Annotated in this window: 25 protein-coding genes, 12 tRNA genes and 1 rRNA gene; 31 read left to right on the forward strand and 7 right to left on the reverse strand. The window is 39.3% G+C overall.

Translation table 11 applies throughout. The annotated features are described in order from the left end of the window. Window positions 1–10 precede the first annotated feature (10 nt). The 13 genes from rrf to QM959_RS08200 all read left to right on the forward strand — a co-directional run bounded on the left by rrf (window position 11) and on the right by QM959_RS08200 (window position 1,154). Window positions 11–126: ribosomal RNA gene (gene rrf, locus QM959_RS08140) — 5S ribosomal RNA — on the forward strand. Between the two features lie 4 nt (window positions 127–130). Further along, window positions 131–203 (forward strand) — tRNA-Val (locus tag QM959_RS08145). A 5-nt stretch (window positions 204–208) separates the two neighbouring features. Then, window positions 209–279, forward strand: a tRNA-Gly gene (locus QM959_RS08150). 34 nt (window positions 280–313) lie between these two features. Beyond that, a tRNA-Ile gene (locus tag QM959_RS08155) sits at window positions 314–387 on the forward strand. 8 nt (window positions 388–395) lie between these two features. Continuing rightward, window positions 396–467, forward strand: a tRNA-Glu gene (locus QM959_RS08160). A gap of 4 nt (window positions 468–471) precedes the next feature. Continuing rightward, a tRNA-Ser gene (locus QM959_RS08165) sits at window positions 472–561 on the forward strand. Window positions 562–571: 10 nt separating this feature from the next. Continuing rightward, window positions 572–645, forward strand: a tRNA-Met gene (locus tag QM959_RS08170). Between the two features lie 3 nt (window positions 646–648). Then, a tRNA-Phe gene (locus tag QM959_RS08175) sits at window positions 649–721 on the forward strand. Between the two features lie 12 nt (window positions 722–733). Then, window positions 734–814 (forward strand) — tRNA-Tyr (locus QM959_RS08180). 4 nt (window positions 815–818) lie between these two features. Next, window positions 819–889, forward strand: a tRNA-Trp gene (locus QM959_RS08185). Between the two features lie 14 nt (window positions 890–903). Continuing rightward, window positions 904–976, forward strand: a tRNA-His gene (locus QM959_RS08190). 13 nt (window positions 977–989) lie between these two features. Beyond that, a tRNA-Gln gene (locus tag QM959_RS08195) sits at window positions 990–1,061 on the forward strand. Window positions 1,062–1,070: 9 nt separating this feature from the next. Further along, window positions 1,071–1,154 (forward strand) — tRNA-Leu (locus tag QM959_RS08200). A gap of 84 nt (window positions 1,155–1,238) precedes the next feature. Here QM959_RS08200 and QM959_RS08205 read toward each other — a convergent pair. From QM959_RS08205 to QM959_RS08225, 5 genes are read right to left on the reverse strand one after another with little or no spacing between them, the layout of a single operon-like run. Further along, window positions 1,239–2,372, reverse strand: coding sequence for a tyrosine-type recombinase/integrase (locus QM959_RS08205; RefSeq protein WP_009732034.1), 1,134 nt, complete (start codon window positions 2,370–2,372; stop codon window positions 1,239–1,241). A 3-nt stretch (window positions 2,373–2,375) separates the two neighbouring features. Beyond that, window positions 2,376–2,570, reverse strand: coding sequence for a DUF3173 domain-containing protein (locus QM959_RS08210; RefSeq protein ID WP_000598356.1), 195 nt, complete (start codon window positions 2,568–2,570; stop codon window positions 2,376–2,378). Between the two features lie 59 nt (window positions 2,571–2,629). Continuing rightward, window positions 2,630–3,016, reverse strand: a complete 387-nt coding sequence (locus QM959_RS08215; protein WP_001096843.1) for a hypothetical protein — start codon at window positions 3,014–3,016, stop codon at window positions 2,630–2,632. A gap of 2 nt (window positions 3,017–3,018) precedes the next feature. Next, complete coding sequence (locus tag QM959_RS08220; protein ID WP_045616578.1) at window positions 3,019–4,215, reverse strand: replication initiation factor domain-containing protein; 1,197 nt, start codon at window positions 4,213–4,215, stop codon at window positions 3,019–3,021. A 40-nt stretch (window positions 4,216–4,255) separates the two neighbouring features. Further along, on the reverse strand, window positions 4,256–4,729 hold the full coding sequence (locus QM959_RS08225) for a hypothetical protein (protein ID WP_000182279.1): 474 nt from the start codon (window positions 4,727–4,729) through the stop codon (window positions 4,256–4,258). Between the two features lie 319 nt (window positions 4,730–5,048). Between QM959_RS08225 and QM959_RS08230 the strand changes: the two genes are divergently transcribed. Beyond that, window positions 5,049–5,495, forward strand: coding sequence for a helix-turn-helix transcriptional regulator (locus tag QM959_RS08230; RefSeq protein WP_000287814.1), 447 nt, complete (start codon window positions 5,049–5,051; stop codon window positions 5,493–5,495). A gap of 163 nt (window positions 5,496–5,658) precedes the next feature. On the opposite strand, the gene QM959_RS08235 is transcribed toward QM959_RS08230, so the two are convergent. Beyond that, the gene (locus tag QM959_RS08235) at window positions 5,659–5,985 is read right to left on the reverse strand and encodes a DMT family transporter (protein ID WP_009732038.1); all 327 of its coding nucleotides are present in this window, start codon (window positions 5,983–5,985) and stop codon (window positions 5,659–5,661) included. A gap of 172 nt (window positions 5,986–6,157) precedes the next feature. Between QM959_RS08235 and QM959_RS08240 the strand changes: the two genes are divergently transcribed. The 10 genes from QM959_RS08240 to pcp all read left to right on the forward strand — a co-directional run bounded on the left by QM959_RS08240 (window position 6,158) and on the right by pcp (window position 15,904). After that, window positions 6,158–6,556 carry a hypothetical protein gene (locus QM959_RS08240; protein WP_009732039.1) on the forward strand — a complete coding sequence of 133 codons (399 nt, stop codon included), beginning with the start codon at window positions 6,158–6,160 and terminating at the stop codon, window positions 6,554–6,556. Window positions 6,557–6,869: 313 nt separating this feature from the next. Beyond that, a complete protein-coding gene (locus tag QM959_RS08245; protein WP_414372610.1) occupies window positions 6,870–8,147 on the forward strand; it encodes a gamma-glutamylcysteine synthetase in 1,278 nt (425 codons plus the stop codon). 74 nt (window positions 8,148–8,221) lie between these two features. Then, entirely contained in the window at window positions 8,222–9,706 is a 1,485-nt protein-coding gene (gene thrC, locus QM959_RS08250) for a threonine synthase (protein ID WP_414372612.1), read from the forward strand. 60 nt (window positions 9,707–9,766) lie between these two features. Then, window positions 9,767–11,047: an MATE family efflux transporter gene (locus tag QM959_RS08255; RefSeq protein ID WP_414372614.1), complete on the forward strand. Its 1,281-nt coding sequence runs from the start codon at window positions 9,767–9,769 to the stop codon at window positions 11,045–11,047. A gap of 3 nt (window positions 11,048–11,050) precedes the next feature. Continuing rightward, window positions 11,051–11,671 (forward strand): HAD family hydrolase, encoded by a 621-nt coding sequence (locus QM959_RS08260; RefSeq protein WP_414372615.1) that lies wholly within the window; start codon window positions 11,051–11,053, stop codon window positions 11,669–11,671. Window positions 11,672–11,836: 165 nt separating this feature from the next. Continuing rightward, on the forward strand, window positions 11,837–13,036 hold the full coding sequence (locus QM959_RS08265; protein ID WP_414372617.1) for a LysM peptidoglycan-binding domain-containing protein: 1,200 nt from the start codon (window positions 11,837–11,839) through the stop codon (window positions 13,034–13,036). 148 nt (window positions 13,037–13,184) lie between these two features. Beyond that, window positions 13,185–14,048, forward strand: a complete 864-nt coding sequence (locus tag QM959_RS08270; RefSeq protein ID WP_414372619.1) for a DUF2262 domain-containing protein — start codon at window positions 13,185–13,187, stop codon at window positions 14,046–14,048. 300 nt (window positions 14,049–14,348) lie between these two features. Further along, window positions 14,349–14,774 (forward strand): MarR family winged helix-turn-helix transcriptional regulator, encoded by a 426-nt coding sequence (locus QM959_RS08275; RefSeq protein ID WP_414372621.1) that lies wholly within the window; start codon window positions 14,349–14,351, stop codon window positions 14,772–14,774. 10 nt (window positions 14,775–14,784) lie between these two features. Continuing rightward, complete coding sequence (locus QM959_RS08280; protein ID WP_414372623.1) at window positions 14,785–15,147, forward strand: DUF1304 domain-containing protein; 363 nt, start codon at window positions 14,785–14,787, stop codon at window positions 15,145–15,147. A gap of 112 nt (window positions 15,148–15,259) precedes the next feature. Continuing rightward, window positions 15,260–15,904, forward strand: coding sequence for a pyroglutamyl-peptidase I (gene pcp, locus QM959_RS08285; RefSeq protein WP_247935081.1), 645 nt, complete (start codon window positions 15,260–15,262; stop codon window positions 15,902–15,904). A gap of 25 nt (window positions 15,905–15,929) precedes the next feature. On the opposite strand, the gene QM959_RS08290 is transcribed toward pcp, so the two are convergent. Next, window positions 15,930–16,787 carry a DUF975 family protein gene (locus QM959_RS08290; protein WP_414372626.1) on the reverse strand — a complete coding sequence of 286 codons (858 nt, stop codon included), beginning with the start codon at window positions 16,785–16,787 and terminating at the stop codon, window positions 15,930–15,932. Between the two features lie 116 nt (window positions 16,788–16,903). On the opposite strand from QM959_RS08290, the gene tgt reads away from it, so the two are divergent. The 7 genes from tgt to comGB all read left to right on the forward strand — a co-directional run bounded on the left by tgt (window position 16,904) and on the right by comGB (window position 24,993). After that, a complete protein-coding gene (gene tgt, locus QM959_RS08295; RefSeq protein WP_303212539.1) occupies window positions 16,904–18,046 on the forward strand; it encodes a tRNA guanosine(34) transglycosylase Tgt in 1,143 nt (380 codons plus the stop codon). 100 nt (window positions 18,047–18,146) lie between these two features. Further along, complete coding sequence (locus tag QM959_RS08300; RefSeq protein ID WP_414372628.1) at window positions 18,147–19,964, forward strand: acyltransferase family protein; 1,818 nt, start codon at window positions 18,147–18,149, stop codon at window positions 19,962–19,964. Window positions 19,965–20,125: 161 nt separating this feature from the next. Further along, entirely contained in the window at window positions 20,126–21,277 is a 1,152-nt protein-coding gene (gene nagA, locus QM959_RS08305; RefSeq protein ID WP_414372630.1) for an N-acetylglucosamine-6-phosphate deacetylase, read from the forward strand. A 161-nt stretch (window positions 21,278–21,438) separates the two neighbouring features. Next, window positions 21,439–22,497 carry a zinc-dependent alcohol dehydrogenase family protein gene (locus QM959_RS08310; protein ID WP_000649458.1) on the forward strand — a complete coding sequence of 353 codons (1,059 nt, stop codon included), beginning with the start codon at window positions 21,439–21,441 and terminating at the stop codon, window positions 22,495–22,497. A 149-nt stretch (window positions 22,498–22,646) separates the two neighbouring features. Then, a complete protein-coding gene (locus QM959_RS08315) occupies window positions 22,647–23,012 on the forward strand; it encodes a DUF1033 family protein (protein WP_414372632.1) in 366 nt (121 codons plus the stop codon). Between the two features lie 75 nt (window positions 23,013–23,087). After that, on the forward strand, window positions 23,088–24,029 hold the full coding sequence (gene comGA, locus QM959_RS08320) for a competence type IV pilus ATPase ComGA (protein ID WP_203180013.1): 942 nt from the start codon (window positions 23,088–23,090) through the stop codon (window positions 24,027–24,029). After that, the gene (gene comGB / locus QM959_RS08325; RefSeq protein WP_414372647.1) at window positions 23,977–24,993 is read left to right on the forward strand and encodes a competence type IV pilus assembly protein ComGB; all 1,017 of its coding nucleotides are present in this window, start codon (window positions 23,977–23,979) and stop codon (window positions 24,991–24,993) included. The genes comGA and comGB overlap by 53 nt, the downstream gene beginning before the upstream one ends.

Consider the following 24,993-nt stretch of genomic DNA (forward strand, 5'->3'; position numbering starts at 1 on the left):
TTACTCAGAGTTAAGTGACGATAGCCTAGGAGATACACCTGTACCCATGCCGAACACAGCAGTTAAGCCCTAGAACGCCGGAAGTAGTTGGGGGTTGCCCCCTGTGAGATATGGAAGTCGCTTAGCTAAAGGGAGTTTAGCTCAGCTGGGAGAGCATCTGCCTTACAAGCAGAGGGTCAGCGGTTCGATCCCGTTAACTCCCATTTAAGCGGGTGTAGTTTAGTGGTAAAACTACAGCCTTCCAAGCTGTTGTCGCGAGTTCGATTCTCGTCACCCGCTTTGAACGTTGTTCAAATTACCAAGTTTTTAACTTGGGCGCGTAGCTCAGGTGGTTAGAGCGCACGCCTGATAAGCGTGAGGTCGGTGGTTCGAGTCCACTCGTGCCCATAAAGTTTGGTCCGTTGGTCAAGGGGTTAAGACACCGCCTTTTCACGGCGGTAACACGGGTTCGAATCCCGTACGGACTATTTTGGAGGATTACCCAAGTCCGGCTGAAGGGAACGGTCTTGAAAACCGTCAGGCGTGTAAAAGCGTGCGTGGGTTCGAATCCCACATCCTCCTTTTGTATTAACGCGGGATGGAGCAGCTCGGTAGCTCGTCGGGCTCATAACCCGAAGGTCGTAGGTTCAAATCCTGCTCCCGCAATAAGGCTCGGTAGCTCAGTTGGTAGAGCAATGGATTGAAGCTCCATGTGTCGGCGGTTCGATTCCGTCTCGCGCCATTTATATATTTTGGAAGGGTAGCGAAGAGGCTAAACGCGGCGGACTGTAAATCCGCTCCTTCGGGTTCGGGGGTTCGAATCCCTCCCCTTCCATTTTACGGGCATAGTTTAAAGGTAGAACTAAGGTCTCCAAAACCTTCAGTGTGGGTTCAATTCCTACTGCCCGTGTTAATAAAATTTTGGCGGGTGTGGTGAAGTGGTTAACACACCAGATTGTGGCTCTGGCATGCGTGGGTTCGATCCCCATCACTCGCCTATTTTATATTATTGGGGTATAGCCAAGCGGTAAGGCAAGGGACTTTGACTCCCTCATGCGTTGGTTCGAATCCAGCTACCCCAGTTACTATTTGCCGGCGTGGCGGAATTGGCAGACGCGCTGGACTCAAAATCCAGTGTCCGCAAGGACGTGCCGGTTCGACCCCGGCCGCCGGTATAGTATTAAAGACAAGGTTTTCGGACCTTGTCTTTTTTTTTATTTGTTGAATTTGTAACGCTGAGTTACTTAAAATTACTAGTTTTATAACAAATCATCTAATTTATCCGCTAATTTTTGTTGCTTGCTTGGATACAAATGAGAGTATGTATCTATTGTTGTAGTTATAGAAGCATGTCCTAATCTTTCTTTTACGACAAGATAATCTTCTCCTTGGTTTATTAGTAGGGAAGCATGTGAATGCCTGAAGTCATGAATTCTTATTTTTTTTAAAGAACTATCTCTTTGTAATATTTTTTTATATTGTTTTTCGATTGAATCCTTAGTTATCGTAATCGGGCTATTTTGAAATATCTGTAGATCATCTAGGTTGGTTGTAAATTCTTTTAATCTTTCATGCTGTGTTTGCCTCCATTCTTCTAGTGTCTCCACTAGTTTGGTGTTCATGATGATTCTTCGGGTTCCAGCTTTTGTCTTTGTACTACTAATGTGTTCTTCACCTTTTTTAACGTATATTGATTTACTTACATGGATTGTATTTGTAGAAAACTCTATGTCCTTCCACGTTAGAGCAAGAGCTTCTCCGAGTCTTAGACCAGTAAAAAATAGAACTGTGAATAGTAATTTTATATTGTATTCATCGTTGCTAAATAGTGTTAAGAAATGCTTAAATTCTTTTACTGTCCAGAAATTTAATTTTACTTTTTCTATGGGTAATTTTTTCAGTAATCCTACGGGATGTTCCTTGTAAAATCCCTTTCTTAATCCAACATCCAGAATTTTCTTTAGTAAAATTATAATTTTATTAATAGTGTTTGGACTTAGCTTCTTTTCTGAGTTTTGAGTATTTTTATCTCTTAGATGTTCTCTGAATTGATAGATATCTTCATAAGTTAATTTAGCTACATCATCAACTTTTTCAAAATAGTTTTTTATATGCCTGTTATAGTTGTTTTCTTGTGTATCTATATAGCTTTGTTTTCTGTTGTTTATTCTATCCTCTTCTTTTAAGAGATCATAAAGGATATCAATTGATATTTTTGAGTTGAAACTTTTTTCTTTAAGTTCGACACTTCGTAAGTATTGTTCGGCCTCCAATGCTTCTTTTTTAGTTTTGAATCCTTTTCTTACAATTCTACGTTGTTTTAGAGATATTGGATTTATACCATTGGAAACATCAACAATCCAAGTTCCGTCTCTACTTTTACGTAAAGCCATAAGCTACGCTTCTTTCTGGAGTTCAATTCCTAATAGTTCTTCTGCGACACTGGCTGGAATTGTACCAATCCTTTTGTTATCGTAGATGTTAAAACCACGATTCACTAATAGTAATTTGCCGGTATGGATAATCTTTCTTGCAGTTCCTGGAGCAAATCCAAGTTCGATAAGGTCATCTTTTGTTACAGTTTTAATCATGTGATCTCCTTTTCTAATTAGATTAACTAAGGGGAGGATTAACTCCCCTTGTATTTTACTTATTTTTGTTTTACATCTACTAAATGGATAGCATCAGCCTTGTAATACATTGTCGTGCTAATCATAGTAGCTTGTAAATTGTCAAATGTAACTGGTACTTCATCCATTGCTTGGATATAGTCATTATCAACCAAGGCATCTGGATTGTCTACTGAGACTTGGGTTGATTTCTTTTTGAATTGTCCATCCTTGATTGTTACATTGTATTTCCAACCAATGATTTTATCGGTATTAAAACGTCTTTCGCTACCATCTCGGTTTTTGATAATTTCTCCGTTTGCATCTGCTCGGACTTCCGTTTCAAATTTTGGAATGACTTCATCCAATTCAAATTTTGTTCCAATGTTATTAAAATTCCAGTCATTTTGTGAAAGCATTTTTGCCATAGTTAATTTCTCCTTTTAATATTTTCTTTGATTGTAGGGATCAAATCCTCTCGTTTAAAGAGTATTGCTCTTTCTATTAATCCACTTGCTAAATCTGGTGGATATTCCATATTGTTGAGTGCGAGATAGTTAGCTTTCTCATACTCATGCAGTAAGTTATTGTCGTATAGAAATTTATACGCTTTTAGAATAGCTCCTGAACCTTTATAGGTAAACCATTCTAATTTTTGTTCTAGTTCTGTTTTTGATTTTGAAATAATGATAGAGACGGGTTTTGAATGGCCTAAAAACTTTTCCCAAGATCTCAAAGGTTTTGAGAAATAGCTATCACTATAGAACCTCACTTTTTCTTTGAGATATCCCTTGGTAAAGTTGAGAAGATCTATTTCTGAATGCAACCATTCTTGAATGAAGTAGTGAGCTTTTTCTTTCCTAAGTTCTAACTCAGTTCTTATCCAATTTTCTATATACCGCTTGCTGATACCGAGCTTCTCAGCTCGTTCTAAGCGTTTATCGTAAATTCTAAGTCTTTCGTCATCATTGGGTTTTCTCAAATATAAGGTCTGGCCGATTGTTTCATCTCCGTAGGTATTGTAGTAGGTGCTTTTTCCATATATAAAGCGTTTCTTCTGACAAATCTTTAGAAGCTGATTAGGAGTGAAATAGGGTGTTTCATTAAAATCATCTATTGCAATATCAATTCGTCTTACTGAAAAATGATTGTAATTGTAGTAGAGGTTGTTCAAAAACTGTCTTTCGGACAGACTATTTGGATCTAATACCATATCTCTATAGAACTCGAGTGCCTGTCCTGACATGACAAGCATGTAGGACGACTCTTTCGCTCCATAGTAGATACGGATATTCCCATAATGAAGCTGGCTATCATAGTTATAGTATTTAAGGCTCCCTTTATTCTCAATAAATAGGTCATAGTCAAGAAATAGAATGTCTTCGATTATTTCTCTTGGCGAAAATTCAGTCTTATCAAACTGAATTTGAATCCAGTCAAATACAGAACGTAAATGTTCATTTTTTGCCATAGATTTTGATTCAACTTTTTGCTTAATTTTGCCACCCTTAAAATCTCCGAAACCCTTGGAAATACTGAATTCTTTCGATGGTACACCTAACTTGCAGAGGGTGGTGTTACTACACACCCTATCGGTCAAAAATGGTCCGTCCGCATCTACGCTCATTTTCGGCTTTCTGCCTCATGGCTCAGCCGAAAACTCGCTATTAGCCGAACCTATTTTTTGACCTCTTGTTAACAAACCCTAGTAAGCCGGTTTGCATCGACTCTTCAATATCTTGGATTTTCTTTTTTAGGTTGGAATTCTCAATTTTTATCAGTCGCATTTCTCGCTTAAATTCCTGTTTTAAGGCGCTCAGTTCATCGTAGAGCTCATCTATTACTTGGTTTAGGGATTCATGTTCATTGTCTGCTAGACTCCCAAATACGGCTTGTATAGCCTCTTTTAGACCTATTTCAAGTTTTAGTTTAGCTAACTTTTGAAATTGTCTAAGGTCTTCGTCTGTAAAATCATAGGCAACTGTATAACTTAATTGATGAGTTCTGGGATTTCTACTGATAGGAACTTTAATTTTCTTAAATTCCTTGCCACTTATCTCTTTAATCAGTTGAATCCAATTTTTAAGAGTAGAGGTAGAGTTTAGGCCAGAAATTTGATTGACTAACTCTTTATTGGTCATCTTTTTGTGAAACCTCCGAAATTTTCTTGTGCAACTGAAGAGTTTTCTGTGGTATAATTGTTACATAATATGTTTTGATCTTGGAACGAACGGCACATTTGTTTCAAGATTTTTTATTTTGTCGAATCCTACCTCCTTTATTAAAATTTTTTAAATCGACTACTAGTTACATACGCTTTTACCTCCTTTTATGCTATAATATTCTCAATGGAATATTCAATCTCAAAATAAATATTCCTTATGGAATAATTCTATTTTATACCGTTTAGAATATTTTGTCAAGCTAAAATATACGAATAAGAATATCTATAGGAGAATTATGTATACAGAGGATTATAAATTTTCAGAGAGGTTAAAAACTCTCAGAAAATCAAAAAAGTTAACTCAAGTACAAATATCGGAATTAATTGGAGTTCAACAAGGGACATATTCTCGGTGGGAGAATGGAACGTTAGAACCAGGATTAGAATTCGTTGTGAAATTAGCAAATATCTTTGGGACTACTACAGATTATTTGCTGGGACAAAAACCTTATTCAATTATCAGTAGTTTACCTCTAGAACAATTAGATCTTACCAATATTGCAAACTTTTCAAAGGATGAGTTTGATATTTTGAAACATTCAATAGCAGTTTCGGTGGCAAGAAATAAAATAAAGGCAACAGAACTAAAAGATAGAGTTATAGAAAAAAATCAGTTGTCAGAAAAAGATGCAGAACTTTTGAATAAGATTTTTGAAGAAGTTAAAACTTATTGGGAAAATTAGGAGGACGCTAGTCTTCAAAATTCCCTCCCAAAATGTGTCCAAAATATTGACAGAATTCTAGCTTTTCATTATAGTTCTTATGGAACTTTTTTTCTACAACAAAATAGGCTCCATAATATCCATAGGGGATTTACCCACTACAAATAGTATAGAGCCGGTTTTATTAATGTCCTGCATTTCCTAATAAGTTAACCATGACAACACCAATGATAATCAAAATTAAACCGATAATGCTATAAACATTTAGTGTTTCTTTGAAAATCATTACTGCGATAGAGGCTGTCAAAACTAAACCGACAGCTGACCATGTTGCATAAGCTATTCCTAAAGGAATTTTTTGCATTGCTAGTGAGAGGAAATAGAAACAAACGCCATAGCTAAGTAGGGCAGAAACGGTTGGAATAGGCTTTGTAAAACCGTCTGATAATTTCAAAAGGTTAGTTCCCAATATCTCTCCTACAATGGCGATAAAAAGATAAAAGTATGACATGTCTTTAACCTCCTATATGTCATGTTTTTGCTCTAAGAGCTATTATAGCTATCCGTTTTTTATAAATCTTGGCACAAGTCATGAGAATTTGTAGTAAAACTGTGGCAGACACTTTTTCAGAACCAATAGCTGATAAGTTTAGTATATCATAAGATAAATTTTAAAAAAAGTCTTGATTTATTTCAATGTCTTGCGTGGTCTCGATTTTACTGGTAAAATTACTTTTAAGAACTTTAAAAAAGAGGTTTCTATATTTGACAAAACAATGACTTGTTGTCCCGAATGTGGGCATCCTTTGGAGAAAAAATTTTTAAAAGATGAGGGAGATATTCCTTATTGTTCACAATGTGCGAGTTTTCGTTTTCCAGTCTTTAATACAGCAATTAGTGCGATTTTATTTAATGAAAAACATGATAAGATTCTCTTGATTAAGCAATATGACATGGCTGAGCATATTTTGCTAGCTGGTTATGTGTCTAATGATATTCACAACCAATTTCTACAATCATTAAAGGCAATTAATTTAGCCTCTCTTATTACGGATATGGGTAATAAAATTGCACAAAACTAGTCCAAAACTCTTTTTAATAAGGAGTATACTTTCTAGCATTTTATAGTTACTAAAAAGTATCTAAACTTTGGAAGTGATACTAAGTTTTAAAAAATATTATGGAAAAAAAGCTTATAAAATCAATATTTCTGAGATTTAAAACTAATAATATTAGACTCAAAATCCAGTGTCCGCAAGGACGTGCCGGTTCGACCCCGGCCGCCGGTATAGTATAGAGTTAAGGAACGTGGTATATCTTCGTTCCTTTTTATATTATTTTTGGTATAATAATAGTTATTCAAATTTTATTTAGATTATGAAAGTGTAGGGAAGTATGTCTCGTTCTATCGATTTATTAAAACATCGGTATTTAAAAAATATTAAAGAAAATCCTGAATTGTTTATCGGGATTGAGCTGGAATATCCTGTTGCAAACTTGGAAGGGGCTGCTACCGATGTTGAAGTTATCAAACACTTATTCCGATATTTAGTTTCTTCTTTTGATTTTACTGTCGAAAAGGTAGATGATTTTGGGAATCCAATCCAGTTACTAGATCCAGTAAGTCAAGATGCAATTTTATTTGAAGTTTCCTATACTACGATTGAGTTTGCATTTGGTAAGGCTGAAACGATTCAAGAGATCGAAAATCGTTTCAACAATTATATGGATGTGATTCAGAAAAAGTTAGCTGAATCAAACCATGCTATTGTTGGCTGTGGTATTCATCCCAACTGGGATAAAAATGAGAATAGTCCAGTCGCTTATCCGCGCTATCAGATGTTGATGGACTATTTGAATTTGAGTAGAAAAGTGACTGAATCAGACTTACATCAATTCCCTGAATATGGAGCTTTTATCTGTGGGAGTCAGGTTCAGCTGGATGTTTCAAAGTCTAACTACTTACGGGTGATTAATGCTTTTACTCAAATTGAATCGGCTAAGGCTTATTTATTTGCAAACTCTGAGTTTTCTGGTGCAGATTGGGATACGAAAATTTCAAGGGATATTTTCTGGGAAGAATCGATGCATGGTATCTATCCAGAGAATGTTGGGGTCAATGCTAGACTCTTTAAAGATGAAGACAATTTTTTTGACTATCTAGATCATTCTGCAATTTTTACTGGGGAACGTGATGGGCAAACCTATTATTTTTATCCGATTCAGGCAAGAGACTATCTGGCGACACCTGAAATCCAAGCATTTGATCTTAATGGGGATGAGGTTCTTATTTACCCTCAAGAGAAAGACTTTGAAACTCATCGTAGTTACCAGTACCAGGATTTAACAACTCGGGGAACAGTTGAGTTTCGTAGTGTGTGTACTCAACCTCTAGATAGAACCTTCGCTTCTGCCGCCGTTCACTTGGGATTGTTGGTTAATTTAGATAAGTTAGAAGCTTACTTAGAAACAGCACCTTTCTTTAAAGAATTTGGTCGTGATTACAAGATTTTGCGACGACAATTTTCTAAGAAAAAGCTTACAAATGAGGAAGAAACTACGATTATTGAATTTTCCAAAGACTTACTCCTTCTAGCTGAGGAAGGACTAGAGATGAGAAATAAGCAAGAAATGACCTATTTACAGCCTTTGAAAGAAGAATTGAGCCTATAATTTTTCTTATAAAGCGAGAATTTTCTAAAAATCATGATATAATGGAAGAGACTATAGATAAAGGATAGAGAGTAATGACATTAGTTTACCAATCAACGCGTGATGCCAACAATACAGTAACTGCCAGCCAAGCTATTTTACAAGGTTTGGCGACGGATGGTGGTTTGTTTACACCGGTCACTTATCCAAAGGTAGATTTGGACTTTGACAAATTGAAAGATGCTTCTTATCAGGAAGTTGCTAAGTTAGTTTTGTCAGCATTTTTAGATGACTTTACTGCTGAGGAGTTGGACTACTGTATCAACAATGCCTACGATAGTAAGTTTGATACTCCAGCTATCGCGCCATTAGTGAAATTAGACGGACAATATAACTTGGAACTTTTCCATGGTTCAACGATTGCCTTTAAGGATATGGCCTTGTCTATCTTGCCATACTTTATGACAACAGCTGCTAAGAAACATGGTTTGGAGAACAAGATTGTCATTTTGACAGCGACATCTGGTGATACTGGGAAAGCTGCTATGGCAGGTTTTGCGGATGTTCCTGGAACTGAGATTATCGTTTTTTATCCAAAGGATGGTGTCAGCAAGGTACAAGAGTTGCAAATGACTACTCAGACTGGTGACAACACTCATGTTATCGCTATAGACGGTAACTTTGACGATGCGCAAACAAATGTGAAGCACATGTTTAATGACGTGGCTCTTCGTGAAAAATTAGCAGCCAACAAGTTGCAATTTTCATCAGCTAACTCTATGAATATCGGTCGTTTGGTGCCACAAATTGTTTATTATGTTTATGCCTATGCTCAGTTGGTTAAGACTGGTGAGATTGTGTCTGGTGATAAGGTCAACTTCACAGTGCCGACTGGAAACTTTGGAAATATCTTGGCTGCCTTTTATGCCAAACAAATCGGTCTCCCAGTTGGCAAATTGATCTGTGCTTCAAATGACAACAATGTTTTGACAGACTTCTTTAAAACTCGTGTCTATGACAAGAAGCGTGAGTTTAAGGTAACCACTAGCCCATCTATGGATATCTTAGTGTCTTCAAACTTAGAGCGCTTGATTTTCCATCTTTTGGGGAATGATGCGGTTAAGACAGCTGAACTTATGAATGCCTTGAACACGCAAGGACAATATGAACTAACTGATTTTGATGCAGAGATTCTTGAACTCTTTGCAGCTGAATATGCGACTGAGGAAGAAACAGCGACAGAAATTAAGCGTGTTTATGAGTCAGATTCTTATATCGAGGATCCACATACAGCGGTTGCCTCAGCAGTTTATAAGAAATACCAAGAGGCTACTGGCGATGCGACTAAGACAGTGATTGCTTCAACAGCTAGTCCCTACAAGTTCCCAGTGGTTGCCGTAGAAGCTGTAACTGGAAAAGCAGGTTTGACTGACTTTGAAGCCTTGGCTCAATTACATGAAATCTCAGGAGTGGCTGTGCCACCTGCAGTTGATGGACTTGAGACAGCTCCTGTTCGTCACAATACAACAGTGGCAGCTGCTGATATGCAAGCAGCGGTTGAGGCTTATCTAGGGCTTTAAGATAGAGGAAGTAAACTCGGTTGGGAAACCAACTGAGTTTCTTTTCATCAGGAGGAAAGATTGTTTAAGAAAAATAAAGACATTCTTAATATTGCCTTGCCAGCTATGGGCGAAAACTTTTTGCAGATGCTCATGGGGATGGTGGATAGTTATTTGGTTGCTCATTTAGGATTGATAGCTATTTCGGGTGTATCAGTAGCTGGCAATATTATCACGATTTATCAGGCGATTTTCATCGCTCTGGGAGCTGCTATTTCCAGTGTTATTTCAAAAAGCATGGGGCAGAAAGACCAGTCGAAGTTGGCCTATCATGTGACTGAGGCCTTGAAGATTACATTATTATTAAGTTTCCTTTTAGGAGCTTTGTCCATCTTCGCTGGGCAAGAGATGATAGGACTTTTGGGAACGGAGAGAGATGTAGCTGAGAGTGGTGGGTTGTATCTATCTTTGGTAGGAGGATCGATTGTTCTCTTAGGTTTAATGACTAGTCTGGGAGCCTTGATTCGTGCAACGCATAATCCACGCCTTCCGCTTTATGTTAGCCTCTTGTCTAATGCCTTGAATATTGTCTTTTCAAGTATCGCTATTTTCATCCTTGATATGGGGATAGCTGGTGTAGCCTGGGGAACCATTCTATCTCGTTTAGTTGGGGTTGTGATTTTATGGTCACAATTAAAACTTCCATATTCGAGACCGAGGGTTGGACTGGATAAAGACTTGCTGACCTTAGCTTTACCTGCAGCGGGAGAGCGGCTTATGATGCGAGCTGGTGATGTCGTTATCATTGCCTTGGTTGTTTCTTTTGGGACAGAGGCCGTGGCTGGAAATGCAATCGGAGAAGTCTTGACCCAGTTTAACTACATGCCTGCTTTTGGAGTTGCTACGGCAACAGTCATGCTGGTAGCTCGAGCAGTTGGAGAGGATAATTGGAAAAGAGTAGCTAGTTTGAGCAAGCAAACCTTTTGGCTTTCTCTGCTTCTCATGTTACCCTTGACGCTTAGTGTCTATGTATTAGGAATACCACTGACTCATCTTTATACGACTGATCCTCTAGCGGTGGAGGCTAGTGTGCTAGTGACACTTTTCTCTCTATTAGGGACTCCTATGACGACCGGAACAGTCATCTATACGGCTGTTTGGCAGGGCTTGGGGAATGCTCGCCTTCCCTTTTATGCGACAAGTATAGGGATGTGGTGTATCCGTATTGGAACAGGATACCTGATGGGAATTGTTCTTGGATGGGGTTTGCCTGGTATCTGGGCAGGAACGCTTTTGGACAATGGTTTTCGCTGGATTTTCCTACGTTATCGTTATAAATTTTATATGACATTGAAAGGATAAGAAATGCAAGAAACAGCTTTTATTTGGGATTTAGATGGGACCCTGTTGGACTCCTACGAAGCGATTTTGTCAGGGATTGAGGAGACTTTTGGTCAATTTGATATTCCTTATGATAAGGAGAAGGTGAGAGAGTTTATCCTCAAGTATTCTGTGCAGGATTTGCTTGTACAAGTGGCAGAGGAGAGAAAGCTGGATGTGGAAGTGCTAAATCAGGTGCGTGCCCAGAGTCTGGCTGAAAAGAATGCTCAGGTAGTCTTGATGTCAGGTGCGCGTGAGGTTCTAGAGTGGGCAGACCAAGCAGGGATTCAACAGTTTGTCTACACTCATAAAGGGGACAATGCTTTTACTATTCTCAGAGACTTGGGTTTGGAATCCTATTTTACAGAGATTCTAACCAGTCAGAGTGGTTTTGCGCGCAAGCCAAGCTCAGAAGCGGCTACCTATCTGATAGCCAAGTATCAGTTGGATCCTGATAATACTTATTATATAGGGGATCGAACTCTAGATGTGAAATTCGCCCAGAATAGTGGGATTCAAAGTATCAACTTTTTAGAGTCGACTTATGAAGGCAATCACAGGATTCAAGCGTTAGCAGATATTTCCCATATTTTTGAGTCTCAGTGATAAAAAGATTGTGTCAATTTTGTGACAGAGACCTAACAAACTATTTCAAGTAATCGAGTTTGTTACAAGGAATGGACAGTTCTGTTAAATAGGCCCGAGAGGGCTTTTTTTCTGCATTTTTTGTGTTATCATAGTCAGGTACTCATTTGAAAGGAATTTGAAAGAATGAAGAAAAGAATATTATTAGCCTCAACGGTAGCCTTGTCATTTGCCCCCGTATTGGCAACTCAAGCAGAAGAAGTTCTTTGGACTGCACGTAGTGTTGAGCAAATCCAAAATGATTTGACTAAAACGGACAACAAAACAAGTTATATCGTTCAGTATGGTGATACTTTGAGCACCATTGCAGAAGCCTTGGGTGTAGATGTCACAGTTCTTGCGAATTTGAATAAAATCACCAATATGGACCTGATTTTCCCAGAAACTGTTTTGACAACGACTGTCAATGAAGCAGAAGAAGTAACAGAAGTTGAAATTCAAACACCTCAAGTAGCTTCTAGTGAGGAAGTGACAACTGCGACAGCAGATTTGACAACAAATCAAGTGACCGTAGATGATCAAACTGTTCAAGTTGCAGATCTTTCTCAACCGATTGCAGAAGCTCCAAAAGCGGTAGAAACTACAAGTACAAAAGAAGTAGCAACAAGTTCAGAAGTTACAGAGACAGTGACTGCTTCAGAAGAAGTGACACCATCTACAGAGGTTTCTGTCCCAGAGGAGCAAATAACTGGAACAGGCAGTGCAATTGCAGAAGTAGCTCCCCAGGCAACGCCTCCAGCTGAGAAGCAGGAAATACAAGCAAGTCCTCAAGCTGTGTCAACAGTGGAAGAAACTACAACTCCAGTAGAAGAAAAAGCAACCGAAACGACTGCAACAAGTTCAGAAGAAGCAAAAGAAGCCTCATCAAATGGAGCTACACCAACAGTTTCTACTTATCAACCAGAAGAGACGAAAACAGTTTCAACTACTTACTCTGCACCAGCTGCGCCTGATTATGCTGGACTGGCAGTAGCCAAATCTGAAAATGCAGGCCTTCAACCACAAACGGCTGCCTTTAAAGAAGAAATCGCCAACTTGTTTGGCATCACATCCTTTAGTGGTTACCGTCCAGGAGACAGTGGTGATCACGGAAAAGGTTTGGCTATCGACTTTATGGTACCGGAAAGCTCAGAACTAGGGGATAAGATTGCGGAATACGCTATTCAAAATATGGCCAGTCGTGGAATTAGTTACATCATTTGGAAACAACGTTTCTATGCTCCATTTGATAGCAAATATGGGCCAGCTAATACTTGGAACCCAATGGCAGACCGTGGTAGCGTGACAGAAAACCACTATGATCACGTTCACGTATCGATGAACTAATAGAAAGAGAAGTTGAAACTAATTTAGTTTCTGCTTCTTTTTTGTAAAAATAGCATTTATAAGTGAAATAAAATCTAAAACATGATAAAATGTAAGCGTATACAAAATGATGCTAAGGCATTAAAAGCAGGGAGAAAGGATGAAGTGAATGACAAAACGATTAAAAACTCCATTTGAGAAAACAAGAGATGATTTTGAACAGGAATTTTGCGGAGAAATTGTTGAGCTCTTGATTTTTACCCTCCAAAATGTAACTGGGGCTGCTTCTTTAAAAGATGGTTGTAAAATGCCGTCCGTTCATTTTAAAGCTAGTGTCAATGTCGCAACTCAGGAATTCTCTGAACGTGAGGGACGTTTGGAATGGATCTTGACTCCTGAGGAATTTGAAGAAAAGAGGTGGGGCTTTAGTTTTGAACCCTACAAGATTCATCGTATCAAATGTCAAAAACGCCCCTTCATGGAGCTAGAGCCATATATGTCAGAAGTAGCTAATAACTGCTACCACTTGCTGGAATATTTAGATGACCAATCCACAGATGCTAGGTTAGAGACCTTGATTGAAACCTATCAAAAACCTGTCATCATTCAAGACGATATTGGTGAATTCACCTTAAATAGAGCCTATTCTTGGTTTGAAGGCTTCATCACTTATGAGGGCGGTAAGATTCATGCTATCTTTGCTGCGAATGCAGATGAAAGTCTCCCTCCAAGTTCTTTCGATGATCTAAAGAAATTTATAGGAAATTTCCAAGTCCAAGATGTTCGGATTAAAGACTATATTGTCAAAGAACTCTGGGAAACAGCCCAAGACTGGATTGATTCAGATGAAAATGATGTGGAGTTAACAGAAGAGTATTTTACCAACTCTCTTTCCTTGAGTGAACTCTCGATCAATGAAGACGGGGAATTGACTCTCTACTATGATGATAGCGAGGAAATTTTTGCAGGCCATGCCATCGAAGTTGTCATCGATAAAGAGGGGGAAATCCTTAGAGCGGACTTGGTAGGCTAGTAATTGGGCTCTCAATAGATTTTAGAAGAAATAGAGGCTGGGACAAAAAATCCTAGTCTCGCTTTATAGTTACCATGATCGTATAAGGAAAACATCGTCTTTCAATCCCTAGCCTTGACTACTTTATACTCAATGAAAATTAAAGAGCAAACTAGGAAGCTAGCCGTAGGCAGTACTTGAGTACGGCAAGGCGAAGCTGACGTGGTTTGAAGAGATTTTCGAAGAGTATTATAATGCCTTAAGCAACATTCTTGCAATCTATTTTACTTTTATTGATAAATCAATCGAAAGGAGAAAGAAATGTTAGAGATTCAAGATTTACTTTATCAACTCCGCTTGTCTGAGCAAGCGAGTACGCAATTGTTTGAAAAAAGACTTGGAATTAGTTTGACACGGTATCAGATTTTACTGTTTTTGCTGAAGCATTCCCCTTGTAATCAAATAGCGGTTCAGGAGCGTTTGAAGATTGATCAGGCTGCCTTGACACGACATTTCAAGATTTTGGAAACGGAAGGTTTGGTGGAGCGTCATCGCAATCCTGAAAATCAGCGGGAAGTGTTGGTAGAGGCTACGAAGTACGCCAAGAAGCAGTTAGTGATGAGTCCCCCGCTGCAGCACATCAGGGTTAAGAAAGCGATGGAAAGTATCTTAACAGAGTCTGAGAGAACAGAACTCAGCTGTTTATTAGATAAATTGGTTTTGGGTATTGAAAATATAGAAATTTAAGGAAAAATAGATGTCAGTTATTACAATTATTTTAGCAACGATTGTTGCTTTGGAGCATTTTTACATTTTTTATTTGAAAAGTATTGCAACGCAATCAGATGCAACTGGTCGTGTCTTTAACATGGACAAGGAAGAACTGGCTCGTCCGTCAGTAAGCTCATTGTTTAAAAATCAAGGGATTTATAATGCTCTGCTCGGAGTTTTTCTCTTGTATGGAATTTATTTCTCACAGAATTTAGAAATTGTGACTATTTTTGTCTTATTTGTGATTGGGGCGGCGACTTACGGTTCTTTAACAGCAGATAAGAAAATTATTTTGAAGCAAGGTGGACCAGCTATTTTGACCTTGATTAGTATTTTACTCTTTAAATAAACTTTAATGCCAGTCTGATCTTCTCTAGTCCTTTTCACTCCAGAATAAGGGAAATATGTTATACTTGTCTTTAAGAAAAGAGTTTCATTAAATTGATTTTGAGGAGTTAGAAATGAAAGTATTAGTGACAGGTTTTGAGCCCTTTGGAGGGGAAAAGGTCAATCCAGCTTTAGAGGCCGTTAAAGGTTTACCAGCTGAAATCCATGGTGCTGAGGTCCGTTGGTTAGAGGTGCCGACAGTCTTTCACAAATCAGCCCAAGTGTTGGAAGAAGAGATGAATCGTTATCAACCGGACTTTGTCCTTTGTATCGGCCAAGCTGGTGGAAGATCTAGCTTGACACCTGAACGAGTGGCCATTAATCAAGACGATGCACGCATTCCTGATAACGAAGGGAATCAACCGATTGACCTTCCCATTCGAGCAGATGGTGCTCCGGCCTATTTTAGCAGTTTGCCGATTAAAGCGATGGTTCAAGCTATAAAAAAAGAGGGCTTGCCGGCCTCTGTTTCCAATACTGCAGGGACTTTTGTCTGCAATCATTTGATGTATCAGGCTCTCTATTTGGTAGAAAAGAAATTTCCACAGGTTAAGGCAGGTTTTATGCATATTCCTTATATGATGGAACAGGTGGTGAATCGACCGACTACTCCAGCTATGAGTTTAGTGGATATTAGGCGAGGGATAGAAGCGGCAATCGGCGCCATTATAGAACATGGAGATCAGGATCTCAAGTTGGTAGGTGGAGAAACTCATTAATAGAAAAAAGCTTGAGGGGTCACCTTCAAGCTTTTGGACGTTTTCGAGCCAATACTGCTCGGTAAAAAATTATTTTATTGATTTGAATGTAGGGTAGGAGTGAGAAACTAGCAATTCCAAAAGTAATCCAATTAAGGAAGTACCAAGGAAGGAGTTGTAAGTCTAGAACAAAGCGCTGAAATTTGTAACCTTTCATCAGGAAACGGCTGGTTTTAAGGATTTGTCCTGGTTTGGCTTGTCCCAAGTCTAGGGTGTCACAGAGGAGAAATTCTACCTGCGAATAGGCATAGTATTGTGGAATATAGAGACTATTTCCGACAATCATCAAGAGGATACTTGCTAGAAAGTAAAGACCAAAGGTCAAGAGGAAACGCTCGGTTTCAATTGACGTGAGATCCAGATTAGGAAACTCAGGATGAAGAGCAACGAATTTCTTTGCTAAAAAGCTACTGTAAAAAAGGAAGTAAATTCCAAGCAAACTAGGAATGCTCCATAAGAAGAGATAGAAACGTTTAAGAAGTAGAGTCAAAAAGGTTTGCGAAAAGTGCTCTTCGTTAAAGAGAGTAAGACTATTTTTGACGGATAGTTCTGTATCAGGATTCTTGATGAGTTTCAGTGTTGTATAGATTGAACTGGTTAGAAGTATGGTCCCGATAAAGGAGACTAATAGAGGAAAAAGGTAGGCTTGAAATACATGGCCAAACACGCTTAAAAAGGATTGTTCTAAAATAGACTCGTCGATGCGCTCTAAGGGATTGAGGAAGCCAGACAAGATGACCAGCATGCTAGGTAAGAGATAGACGAGAAAGAGGCGGAGATTTTCAGCTTGAAATTGTCTAGCCTGCAGACGAATGGTTTTTAAATCAATTTTTGGGTATTTCATTCTCTCATTATACCATAGTTCGTGACAGTTCCTGCTTTTTTTGATAAAATCATACAGTATGCCCTTGGGCGCAAAGTATGAACTGGGACTGTCTTTCCCAGCTTCGGAGGTAAAAAATGTCAGATTCACCAATCAAATACCGTTTGATTAAGAAAGAAAAACACACGGGAGCTCGTCTGGGGGAAATCATCACTCCCCACGGGACCTTCCCGACACCTATGTTTATGCCAGTTGGGACTCAAGCCACTGTCAAAACTCAGTCACCAGAGGAGTTGAAGGAGATGGGTTCGGGAATTATCCTGTCAAACACCTATCATCTCTGGCTTCGTCCTGGAGATGAACTCATCGCACGCGCAGGTGGTCTCCACAAGTTCATGAATTGGGACCAGCCTATCTTGACAGATAGTGGTGGTTTTCAGGTTTATTCTTTAGCAGATAGCCGCAATATCACAGAAGAAGGGGTAACCTTTAAAAACCATCTCAATGGTTCCAAGATGTTCCTATCACCAGAAAAAGCCATCTCTATTCAGAACAATCTGGGCTCAGACATCATGATGTCCTTTGACGAATGTCCCCAGTTTTATCAACCTTATGACTACGTTAAGAAATCGATTGAGCGTACTAGTCGTTGGGCTGAACGAGGTTTGAAGGCTCATCGTCGTCCGCATGACCAAGGATTATTTGGGATTGTACAGGGGGCAGGATTTGAAGACCTGCGTCGCCAATCAGCTCATGACCTTGTCAGCATGGACTTCCCAGGTTACTCTATCGGTGGTTTGGCGGTGGGAGAAACCCACGAAGAGATGAATGCTGTCTTGGATTTCACAACCCAACTGTTGCCTGAAAATAAACCTCGTTATCTGATGGGTGTGGGAGCGCCAGATAGCTTGATTGATGGCGTTATCCGTGGGGTGGATATGTTTGACTGTGTCTTGCCGACTCGTATCGCTCGTAACGGGACTTGTATGACCAGTCAAGGACGTTTGGTTGTAAAAAATGCTCAGTTTGCTGAGGACTTTACCCCACTGGATCATGAGTGCGATTGCTATACATGTAAGAACTATACACGCGCCTACCTTCGTCACCTGCTCAAGGCTGATGAAACCTTCGGTATCCGCTTGACTAGCTACCATAATCTTTATTTCCTACTTAACCTGATGAAGCAAGTTCGACAAGCCATCATGGATGACAATCTCTTGGAATTCCGTGAGTATTTTGTAGAAAAATATGGCTATAATAAGTCAGGACGTAATTTCTAAACTGGAATTGATATAAGCTAAAAATCCTAAGTTTTCTCTTAGGATTTTTCTTCTTTTTTTGATAGAATAAAGTGTATAATGAAAGGGAGAATAAACTCGTATGCGCATTAAATGGTTTTCCTTGATTAGGATTACAGGTTTACTTTTGGTACTCTTGTATCATTTCTTTCAGACTATCTTTCCTGGAGGATTTTTCGGGGTAGATGTCTTTTTCACATTTTCAGGTTTCCTGATTACAGCTCTACTCATCGAAGAATTTTCTAAAAACCATGAGATTGATTTGATTGGATTTTTTAGAAGACGCTTTTATCGGATTGTGCCACCTGTGGTTTTGATGGTCTTGGTAACCATGCCCTTTACATTTCTAGTTCGACAAGATTATGTGGCTGGAATTGGGGGTCAGATAGCTGGAGTTTTAGGATTTATGACCAACTTCTATGAACTGCTCACAGGTGGGAGTTATGAATCTCAGTTCATTCCTCATTTGTTTGTTCATAATTGGAGCTTGGCTGTTGAGGTTCACTACTATATTCTTTGGGGATTGGCAGTTTGGTTCTTATCTAGACAGGCTAAATCAAATGGTCAATTGAGGGGGATGGTCTTTCTCTTATCTGCTGCTGCCTTCTTGATTAGCTTCTTCTCCATGTTTATTGGTAGTTTTCTAGTAACCTCTTATTCCTCTGTTTACTTCTCTAGTTTAACTCATGTCTATCCATTCTTTTTGGGAAGTATCTTAGCAACTATTGTAGGCGTTCGTCAGACGACTTCCCTCGTCAAGCAGTTGGATAGAATCTGGGATTTACGAAAGAACCTGCTAATTTTTGCAGGAGGTTTCGGTTTCTTACTCATTTTGACCTTCTTTGTCAAATTTACTTATCTTTTTGCCTATCTTATAGGCTTCTTGCTTGCTAGTCTTGCAGCTCTTACTATGATTCTGGCGGCGCGTGTCCTACATGAAAAGACTCCTAATATGCAGGAGCCAAAGATTATCAGCTTTTTAGCAGATACTAGTTATGCAGTTTATCTTTTCCATTGGCCTTTCTATATTATTTTCTCACAGTTGACATCAAATCTTCTTGCTGTGTTACTAACTTTGATTTTTTCTTATGGATTCGCCAGTCTTTCATTTTATGTGTTGGAACCTTGGATTGCAGGAAAGGACACCCCTATCATACAAACCCTCCGTCCCCTGCCTTATATCCATACAATCCTTGCAGCAGGTACAGGAATCTTGACCATCATTGTCTGCACGGTGACCTTGTTGGCACCACAAGTCGGAGCTTTTGAGACAGATTTAACTGTCAATGGATTGAAGCAAGCTGCTAGTAATATTGCCCAAACAAAGGTGATGGCAGAACGAGCAGAAGCTGATAGCCTAGGAATTGCTGATGGCACTATGCTAATTGGTGACTCGGTGGCTTTAAGGGCAAATACAGCCCTGCAGACAGCCCTTCCAGGAGCACAGATTAATGCGCAGGTCAGCAGAACAACCAAGACTGCCAATGAAATCATGCTAAATAATAGCCAGAATAAATTTCTACCAAAGATGGTGGTTATTGCAACAGGTGTGAATAATCCTGAAAATTACAAGGAAGACTGGGATAGCATCGTAAAAAATCTTCCTAAGGGCCATCATATGATTTTGGTAACTCCTTATGAAGGAGATAAGACAAAAGAGACCTATGCAATCGTTGAGAAGGCCGCTGCCTATATGAGAGAATTGGTAGAGAAGATTCCTTACATCACGATAGCAGATTGGAATCAAGTTGCTAAGGAACATCCAGAAATTTGGGGAGGAACAGACCAAGTCCATTTTGGAAGTGAGAGTAGCACTATCGAAGCAGGAGCAAAATTGTATGCAGATACGATTGCTACAGCCTTGCAAACAGCTCAAAACAAGCCAGTCAAATCAAAATAATATGTATTAACGTGTATTAAAAAGAGAAGAGTTGGAGAAATCCAGCTCTTTTAAAATATCTCTAGAAAATAGGTCTATACCATTTACAAATAAAAAAGAAAGGTTTATAATGTAATTGACATAATAAATTGTAGAATCAATCTTTTAAGGAGGTTAACATTATGCCTAACTATATTAAAGCGGATCAGTTTTTCTACCCACACGGAGTTCGTCGTGGAGGTTACTTGGAACTTGTGGACGGCAAGTTTGGAAAACATGTGGAAGAGATTCCTGAAGGCGCTGAAGTCATTGACTATACAGGCTACAGCATTGCTCCAGGACTTGTAGATACCCACATTCATGGATTTGGTGGTGTGGATGTTATGGATAATAACATCGAAGGAACCCTTCATACTATGAGTGAAGGACTCCTTAGCATGGGGGTAACGAGCTTCTTGCCCACTACTTTGACTTCTTCTTATGAGCAATTGCTTGCGGTAACAGAAAATATCGGTGCTCGTTACCAAGAAGCAAGTGGAGCCAAGATTCGTGGTATCTATTTTGAAGGTCCATATTTCACAGAGAAATACAAGGGAGCTCAGAACCCTGCCTATATGAAAGATCCTCGTATGGATGAGTTTCGTGCTTGGCAAAAAGCGGCCAATGGCTTGCTAAATAAAATTGCCCTTGCGCCAGAGCGTGAAGGTGTAGAAGACTTTGTACGGACTATCACCGGAGAAGGCGTAACGGTTGCTCTTGGGCACTCAGATGCAACATTTGACGAAGCTAAAAAGGCAGTAGACGCTGGAGCTAGTGTTTGGGTACACGCCTACAATGGAATGCGTGGGTTGACTCATCGTGAACTCGGTATGGTGGGAGCCATGTATCAATTACCTCATACCTATGCAGAGTTGATCTGTGATGGTCACCACGTGGATCCAAAAGCCTGCGAAATTCTTATCAAACAAAAAGGAACAGAAAACATTGCTCTTATCACAGACTGTATGACAGCTGGTGGATTGGAAGACGGTGACTATATGTTGGGAGAATTCCCTGTAGTAGTTGCTAATGGAACTGCTCGTCTTAAATCTACAGGGAACTTGGCTGGCTCTATTCTCAAACTAAAAGACGGTTTGAAAAATGTTGTTGACTGGAACATTGCCTCTCCACATGAAGCAGTTATGATGGCCAGCTTCAACCCAGCAAAATCTGTTCACATTGATGATGTTTGTGGCCAAATCCGTGAAGGCTACGACGCTGACTTTATCGTCTTAGATAAAGATTTGGAATTGGTAGCCACCTATCTAGATGGTGTGAAACGATATCAAGCATAAGAGAGAAGGCAGAAGTTAGAGACTAGCTTCTGCTTTTTATCTCCATTACTTTACTGGTAAATAAAAAAGTTAAAAAAATCACAAAATAACTTGAATAAGTAAATGAAAAGGCTTACAATTATATTATAAATAATACAAATAAAAAAACGGAGGAATGCTTTATGAAAGCCTATACTTATGTTAAACCAGGACTTGCTTCTTTTGTTGATGTTGACAAACCAGTGATTCGCAAGCCAACAGACGCTATTGTGCGTATCGTAAAAACCACTATTTGTGGAACAGACCTCCATATTATTAAAGGGGATGTTCCTGCTTGTCAAAGTGGTACCATTCTTGGACACGAAGGAATTGGGATTGTTGAAGAAGTTGGAGAAGGAGTTTCGAACTTCAAAAAAGGCGACAAGGTCTTGATTTCTTGTGTCTGTGCCTGCGGTAAATGCTACTACTGTAAAAAAGGGATTTATGCCCACTGTGAAGACGAAGGAGGCTGGATTTTTGGTCACTTGATTGATGGGATGCAGGCTGAATATCTACGTGTCCCTCATGCAGATAATACTCTTTACCATACACCAGAAGATTTGTCAGATGAAGCTTTGGTTATGTTATCAGACATTCTGCCTACCGGATATGAAATTGGTGTCTTGAAAGGGAAAGTGGAACCTGGTTGCAGCGTAGCAATTATTGGTTCAGGACCAGTTGGTTTAGCAGCTCTTTTGACAGCTCAATTCTACTCACCAGCTAAATTGATTATGGTAGACCTAGACGATAACCGCTTGGAAACTGCCCTATCATTTGGTGCGACTCATAAGGTTAATTCTTCAGACCCTGAAAAAGCCATTAAAGAAATTTATGATTTGACAGATGGCCGTGGTGTGGATGTTGCTATTGAAGCTGTTGGTATTCCTGCAACATTTGATTTCTGTCAAAAGATTATCGGTGTAGACGGAACAGTTGCCAACTGTGGTGTGCATGGTAAACCAGTTGAATTCGATTTAGACAAACTTTGGATTCGCAACATCAATGTAACAACTGGTTTGGTATCTACAAATACAACTCCACAATTGTTGAAAGCACTTGAAAGTCATAAGATTGAACCAGAAAAATTGGTAACTCATTATTTCAAACTAAGTGAAATTGAAAAAGCCTATGAAGTTTTCAGTAAGGCAGCAGACCACCATGCAATTAAGGTCATTATCGAAAATGATATTTCAGAAGCTTAAGTAGTAAAAACATTTTGGAACATAAGCAAATAGAAATTCAGTCATCATAAGATGGCTGGATTTTTTATCAAAAAATTAAGAAATGAGCATATTTCTTTCCTTGTTTAGCGGAATTGGTTATAATATACGGTACAAAGGAATGAATGAATATGTATCGTGTTATAGAAATGTACGGAGATTTTGAACCTTGGTGGTTTATAGAAGGTTGGGAAGAAGATATTGTAGCAAGTAGAAAATTTGACCAGTATTATGATGCTCTCAAATACTACAAAACTTGCTGGTTTAGATTGGAACAAGAATCCCCTCTTTATAAAAGTAGAAATGACTTGATGACTATTTTTTGGGATCCAGAAGACCAACGCTGGTGTGATGAATGTGATGAGTATTTACAACAATACCATTCTTTAGCTCTTTTGCAGGATGAGCAGGTTATCCCAGATGAAAAATTACGTCCAGGCTATGAAAAACAAACAGGTAAGGAAAGGCACCGTTCTTGCCGTATGAAATTAAAATAGAGAAAAAGTAACTTTTTGGAGTTGCTTTTTTTATTTTTCCAAATCTTTGCGAATAGTATAGGTGAGGAGGTAAGTATGGTTCAAGAAATTGCACAAGAAATCATTCGCTCGGCCCGGAAAAAAGGGGCGCAGGATATTTATTTTGTCCCTAAGCTAGACGCTTATGAGCTTCATATGAGGGTCGGAGACGAGCGCTGTAAAATCGGTTGTTATGATTTTGAAAAGTTTGCGGCCGTTATCAGTCACTTTAAGTTTGTAGCTGGTATGAATGTTGGAGAAAAGCGACGTAGTCAACTTGGTTCCTGCGATTATGCCTATGACCAGAAGATGGCGTCCCTACGTTTATCTACCGTAGGCGATTATCGAGGGTATGAGAGTTTAGTTATTCGTTTGTTGCATGATGAGAAGCAGGACTTGCATTTTTGGTTTCAGGATATTGAAGAATTAGGCAAGCAGTACAGACAACGGGGACTTTATCTTTTTGCTGGTCCAGTCGGAAGTGGCAAGACAACCTTGATGCATGAATTAGCTAAGTCCCTTTTTAAGGGGCAACAAGTTATGTCCATCGAAGATCCTGTAGAAATCAAGCAGGACGACATGCTCCAGTTGCAGTTGAACGAAACAATCGGGTTGACGTATGAAAATCTCATCAAACTTTCCCTACGTCATCGACCAGACCTCCTGATTATCGGAGAAATTCGAGACAGCGAAACGGCGCGTGCAGTGGTCAGAGCCAGTTTGACAGGGGCGACAGTCTTTTCAACCATTCATGCCAAGAGTATCAGAGGTGTTTATGAGCGCTTGCTGGAGTTGGGTGTGAGTGAGGAGGAATTAGCAGTCGTTCTACAGGGAGTCTGCTATCAGAGATTAATCGGGGGAGGAGGAATCGTTGACTTTGCAAACAAAGACTATCAAGAACACCAGCCAACTAGCTGGAATGAGCAGATTGACCAGCTTCTTGAAGATGGACATATCACAAGTCTTCAGGCTGAAATGGAAAAAATTAGCTACAGTTAAGCAAAAAAATATCATTACCCTATTTAACAATCTCTTTTCCAGCGGTTTTCATCTGGTGGAGACCATCTCCTTTTTAGATAGGAGTGCTTTGTTGGACAAGCAGTGTGTGACCCAGATGCGCACGGGTTTGTCTCAGGGGAAATCATTCTCAGAAATGATGGCTAGTTTGGGTTTTTCAAGTGCCATTGTCACTCAGTTATCCCTAGCTGAAGTTCATGGGAATCTTCACCTGAGTTTGGGAAAGATAGAAGAATATCTAGACAATCTGGCCAAGGTCAAGAAAAAGTTAATTGAAGTAGCGACTTATCCCTTGATTTTGCTGGGATTTCTTCTCTTAATTATGCTGGGGCTACGTAATTACCTACTACCACAACTGGATAGTAGCAATATTGCCACCCAAATCATTGGCAATCTGCCACAAATTTTTCTAGGAATGGTAGGGTTTGTTTCCGTACTTGCCCTTTTAGCACTCACTTTCTATAAAAGAAGTTCTAAAATGCGCGTCTTTTCTATCTTAGCACGTCTTCCCGTTCTTGGAATCTTTGTTCAGACTTATCTGACGGCTTATTATGCGCGTGAGTGGGGGAATATGATTTCGCAGGGAATGGAGCTGACGCAGATTTTTCAGATGATGCAGGAACAAGGTTCCCAGCTCTTTAAAGAAATCGGTCAAGATCTAGCTAAAGCCCTACAAAATGGCCGGGAATTTTCTCAAACCATAGCAACCTATCCTTTCTTTAAAAAGGAGTTGAGCTTGATTATTGAATACGGAGAAGTCAAGTCCAAGCTGGGTAGTGAGTTGGAAATCTATGCTGAAAAAACTTGGGAAGCCTTTTTTACCCGAGTCAACCGCACCATGAATCTGGTGCAGCCACTGGTCTTTATCTTTGTGGCACTGATTATCGTTTTACTTTATGCGGCAATGCTCATGCCCATGTATCAAAATATGGAGGTAAATTTTTAA

The sequence above is a fragment of the Streptococcus mitis genome, assembly GCF_047459985.1.
GTDB lineage: Bacteria > Bacillota > Bacilli > Lactobacillales > Streptococcaceae > Streptococcus > Streptococcus mitis_DZ.

Bases quoted from the DNA above. Each gene is read 5' to 3' on its own strand.
- QM959_RS08205 (WP_009732034.1), bottom strand. From the start codon at position 2,372: ATGGCTTTACGTAAAAGTAGAGACGGAACTTGGATTGTTGATGTTTCC.
- QM959_RS08210 (WP_000598356.1), bottom strand. From the start codon at position 2,570: ATGATTAAAACTGTAACAAAAGATGACCTTATCGAACTTGGATTTGCT.
- QM959_RS08215 (WP_001096843.1), bottom strand. From the start codon at position 3,016: ATGGCAAAAATGCTTTCACAAAATGACTGGAATTTTAATAACATTGGA.
- QM959_RS08220 (WP_045616578.1), bottom strand. From the start codon at position 4,215: ATGAGCGTAGATGCGGACGGACCATTTTTGACCGATAGGGTGTGTAGT.
- QM959_RS08225 (WP_000182279.1), bottom strand. From the start codon at position 4,729: ATGACCAATAAAGAGTTAGTCAATCAAATTTCTGGCCTAAACTCTACC.
- QM959_RS08230 (WP_000287814.1), top strand. From the start codon at position 5,049: ATGTATACAGAGGATTATAAATTTTCAGAGAGGTTAAAAACTCTCAGA.
- QM959_RS08235 (WP_009732038.1), bottom strand. From the start codon at position 5,985: ATGTCATACTTTTATCTTTTTATCGCCATTGTAGGAGAGATATTGGGA.
- QM959_RS08245 (WP_414372610.1), top strand. From the start codon at position 6,870: ATGTCTCGTTCTATCGATTTATTAAAACATCGGTATTTAAAAAATATT.
- thrC (WP_414372612.1), top strand. From the start codon at position 8,222: ATGACATTAGTTTACCAATCAACGCGTGATGCCAACAATACAGTAACT.
- QM959_RS08260 (WP_414372615.1), top strand. From the start codon at position 11,051: ATGCAAGAAACAGCTTTTATTTGGGATTTAGATGGGACCCTGTTGGAC.
- QM959_RS08265 (WP_414372617.1), top strand. From the start codon at position 11,837: ATGAAGAAAAGAATATTATTAGCCTCAACGGTAGCCTTGTCATTTGCC.
- QM959_RS08270 (WP_414372619.1), top strand. From the start codon at position 13,185: ATGACAAAACGATTAAAAACTCCATTTGAGAAAACAAGAGATGATTTT.
- QM959_RS08275 (WP_414372621.1), top strand. From the start codon at position 14,349: ATGTTAGAGATTCAAGATTTACTTTATCAACTCCGCTTGTCTGAGCAA.
- QM959_RS08280 (WP_414372623.1), top strand. From the start codon at position 14,785: ATGTCAGTTATTACAATTATTTTAGCAACGATTGTTGCTTTGGAGCAT.
- pcp (WP_247935081.1), top strand. From the start codon at position 15,260: ATGAAAGTATTAGTGACAGGTTTTGAGCCCTTTGGAGGGGAAAAGGTC.
- QM959_RS08290 (WP_414372626.1), bottom strand. From the start codon at position 16,787: ATGAAATACCCAAAAATTGATTTAAAAACCATTCGTCTGCAGGCTAGA.
- tgt (WP_303212539.1), top strand. From the start codon at position 16,904: ATGTCAGATTCACCAATCAAATACCGTTTGATTAAGAAAGAAAAACAC.
- QM959_RS08300 (WP_414372628.1), top strand. From the start codon at position 18,147: ATGCGCATTAAATGGTTTTCCTTGATTAGGATTACAGGTTTACTTTTG.
- nagA (WP_414372630.1), top strand. From the start codon at position 20,126: ATGCCTAACTATATTAAAGCGGATCAGTTTTTCTACCCACACGGAGTT.
- QM959_RS08310 (WP_000649458.1), top strand. From the start codon at position 21,439: ATGAAAGCCTATACTTATGTTAAACCAGGACTTGCTTCTTTTGTTGAT.
- QM959_RS08315 (WP_414372632.1), top strand. From the start codon at position 22,647: ATGTATCGTGTTATAGAAATGTACGGAGATTTTGAACCTTGGTGGTTT.
- comGA (WP_203180013.1), top strand. From the start codon at position 23,088: ATGGTTCAAGAAATTGCACAAGAAATCATTCGCTCGGCCCGGAAAAAA.
- comGB (WP_414372647.1), top strand. From the start codon at position 23,977: ATGGACATATCACAAGTCTTCAGGCTGAAATGGAAAAAATTAGCTACA.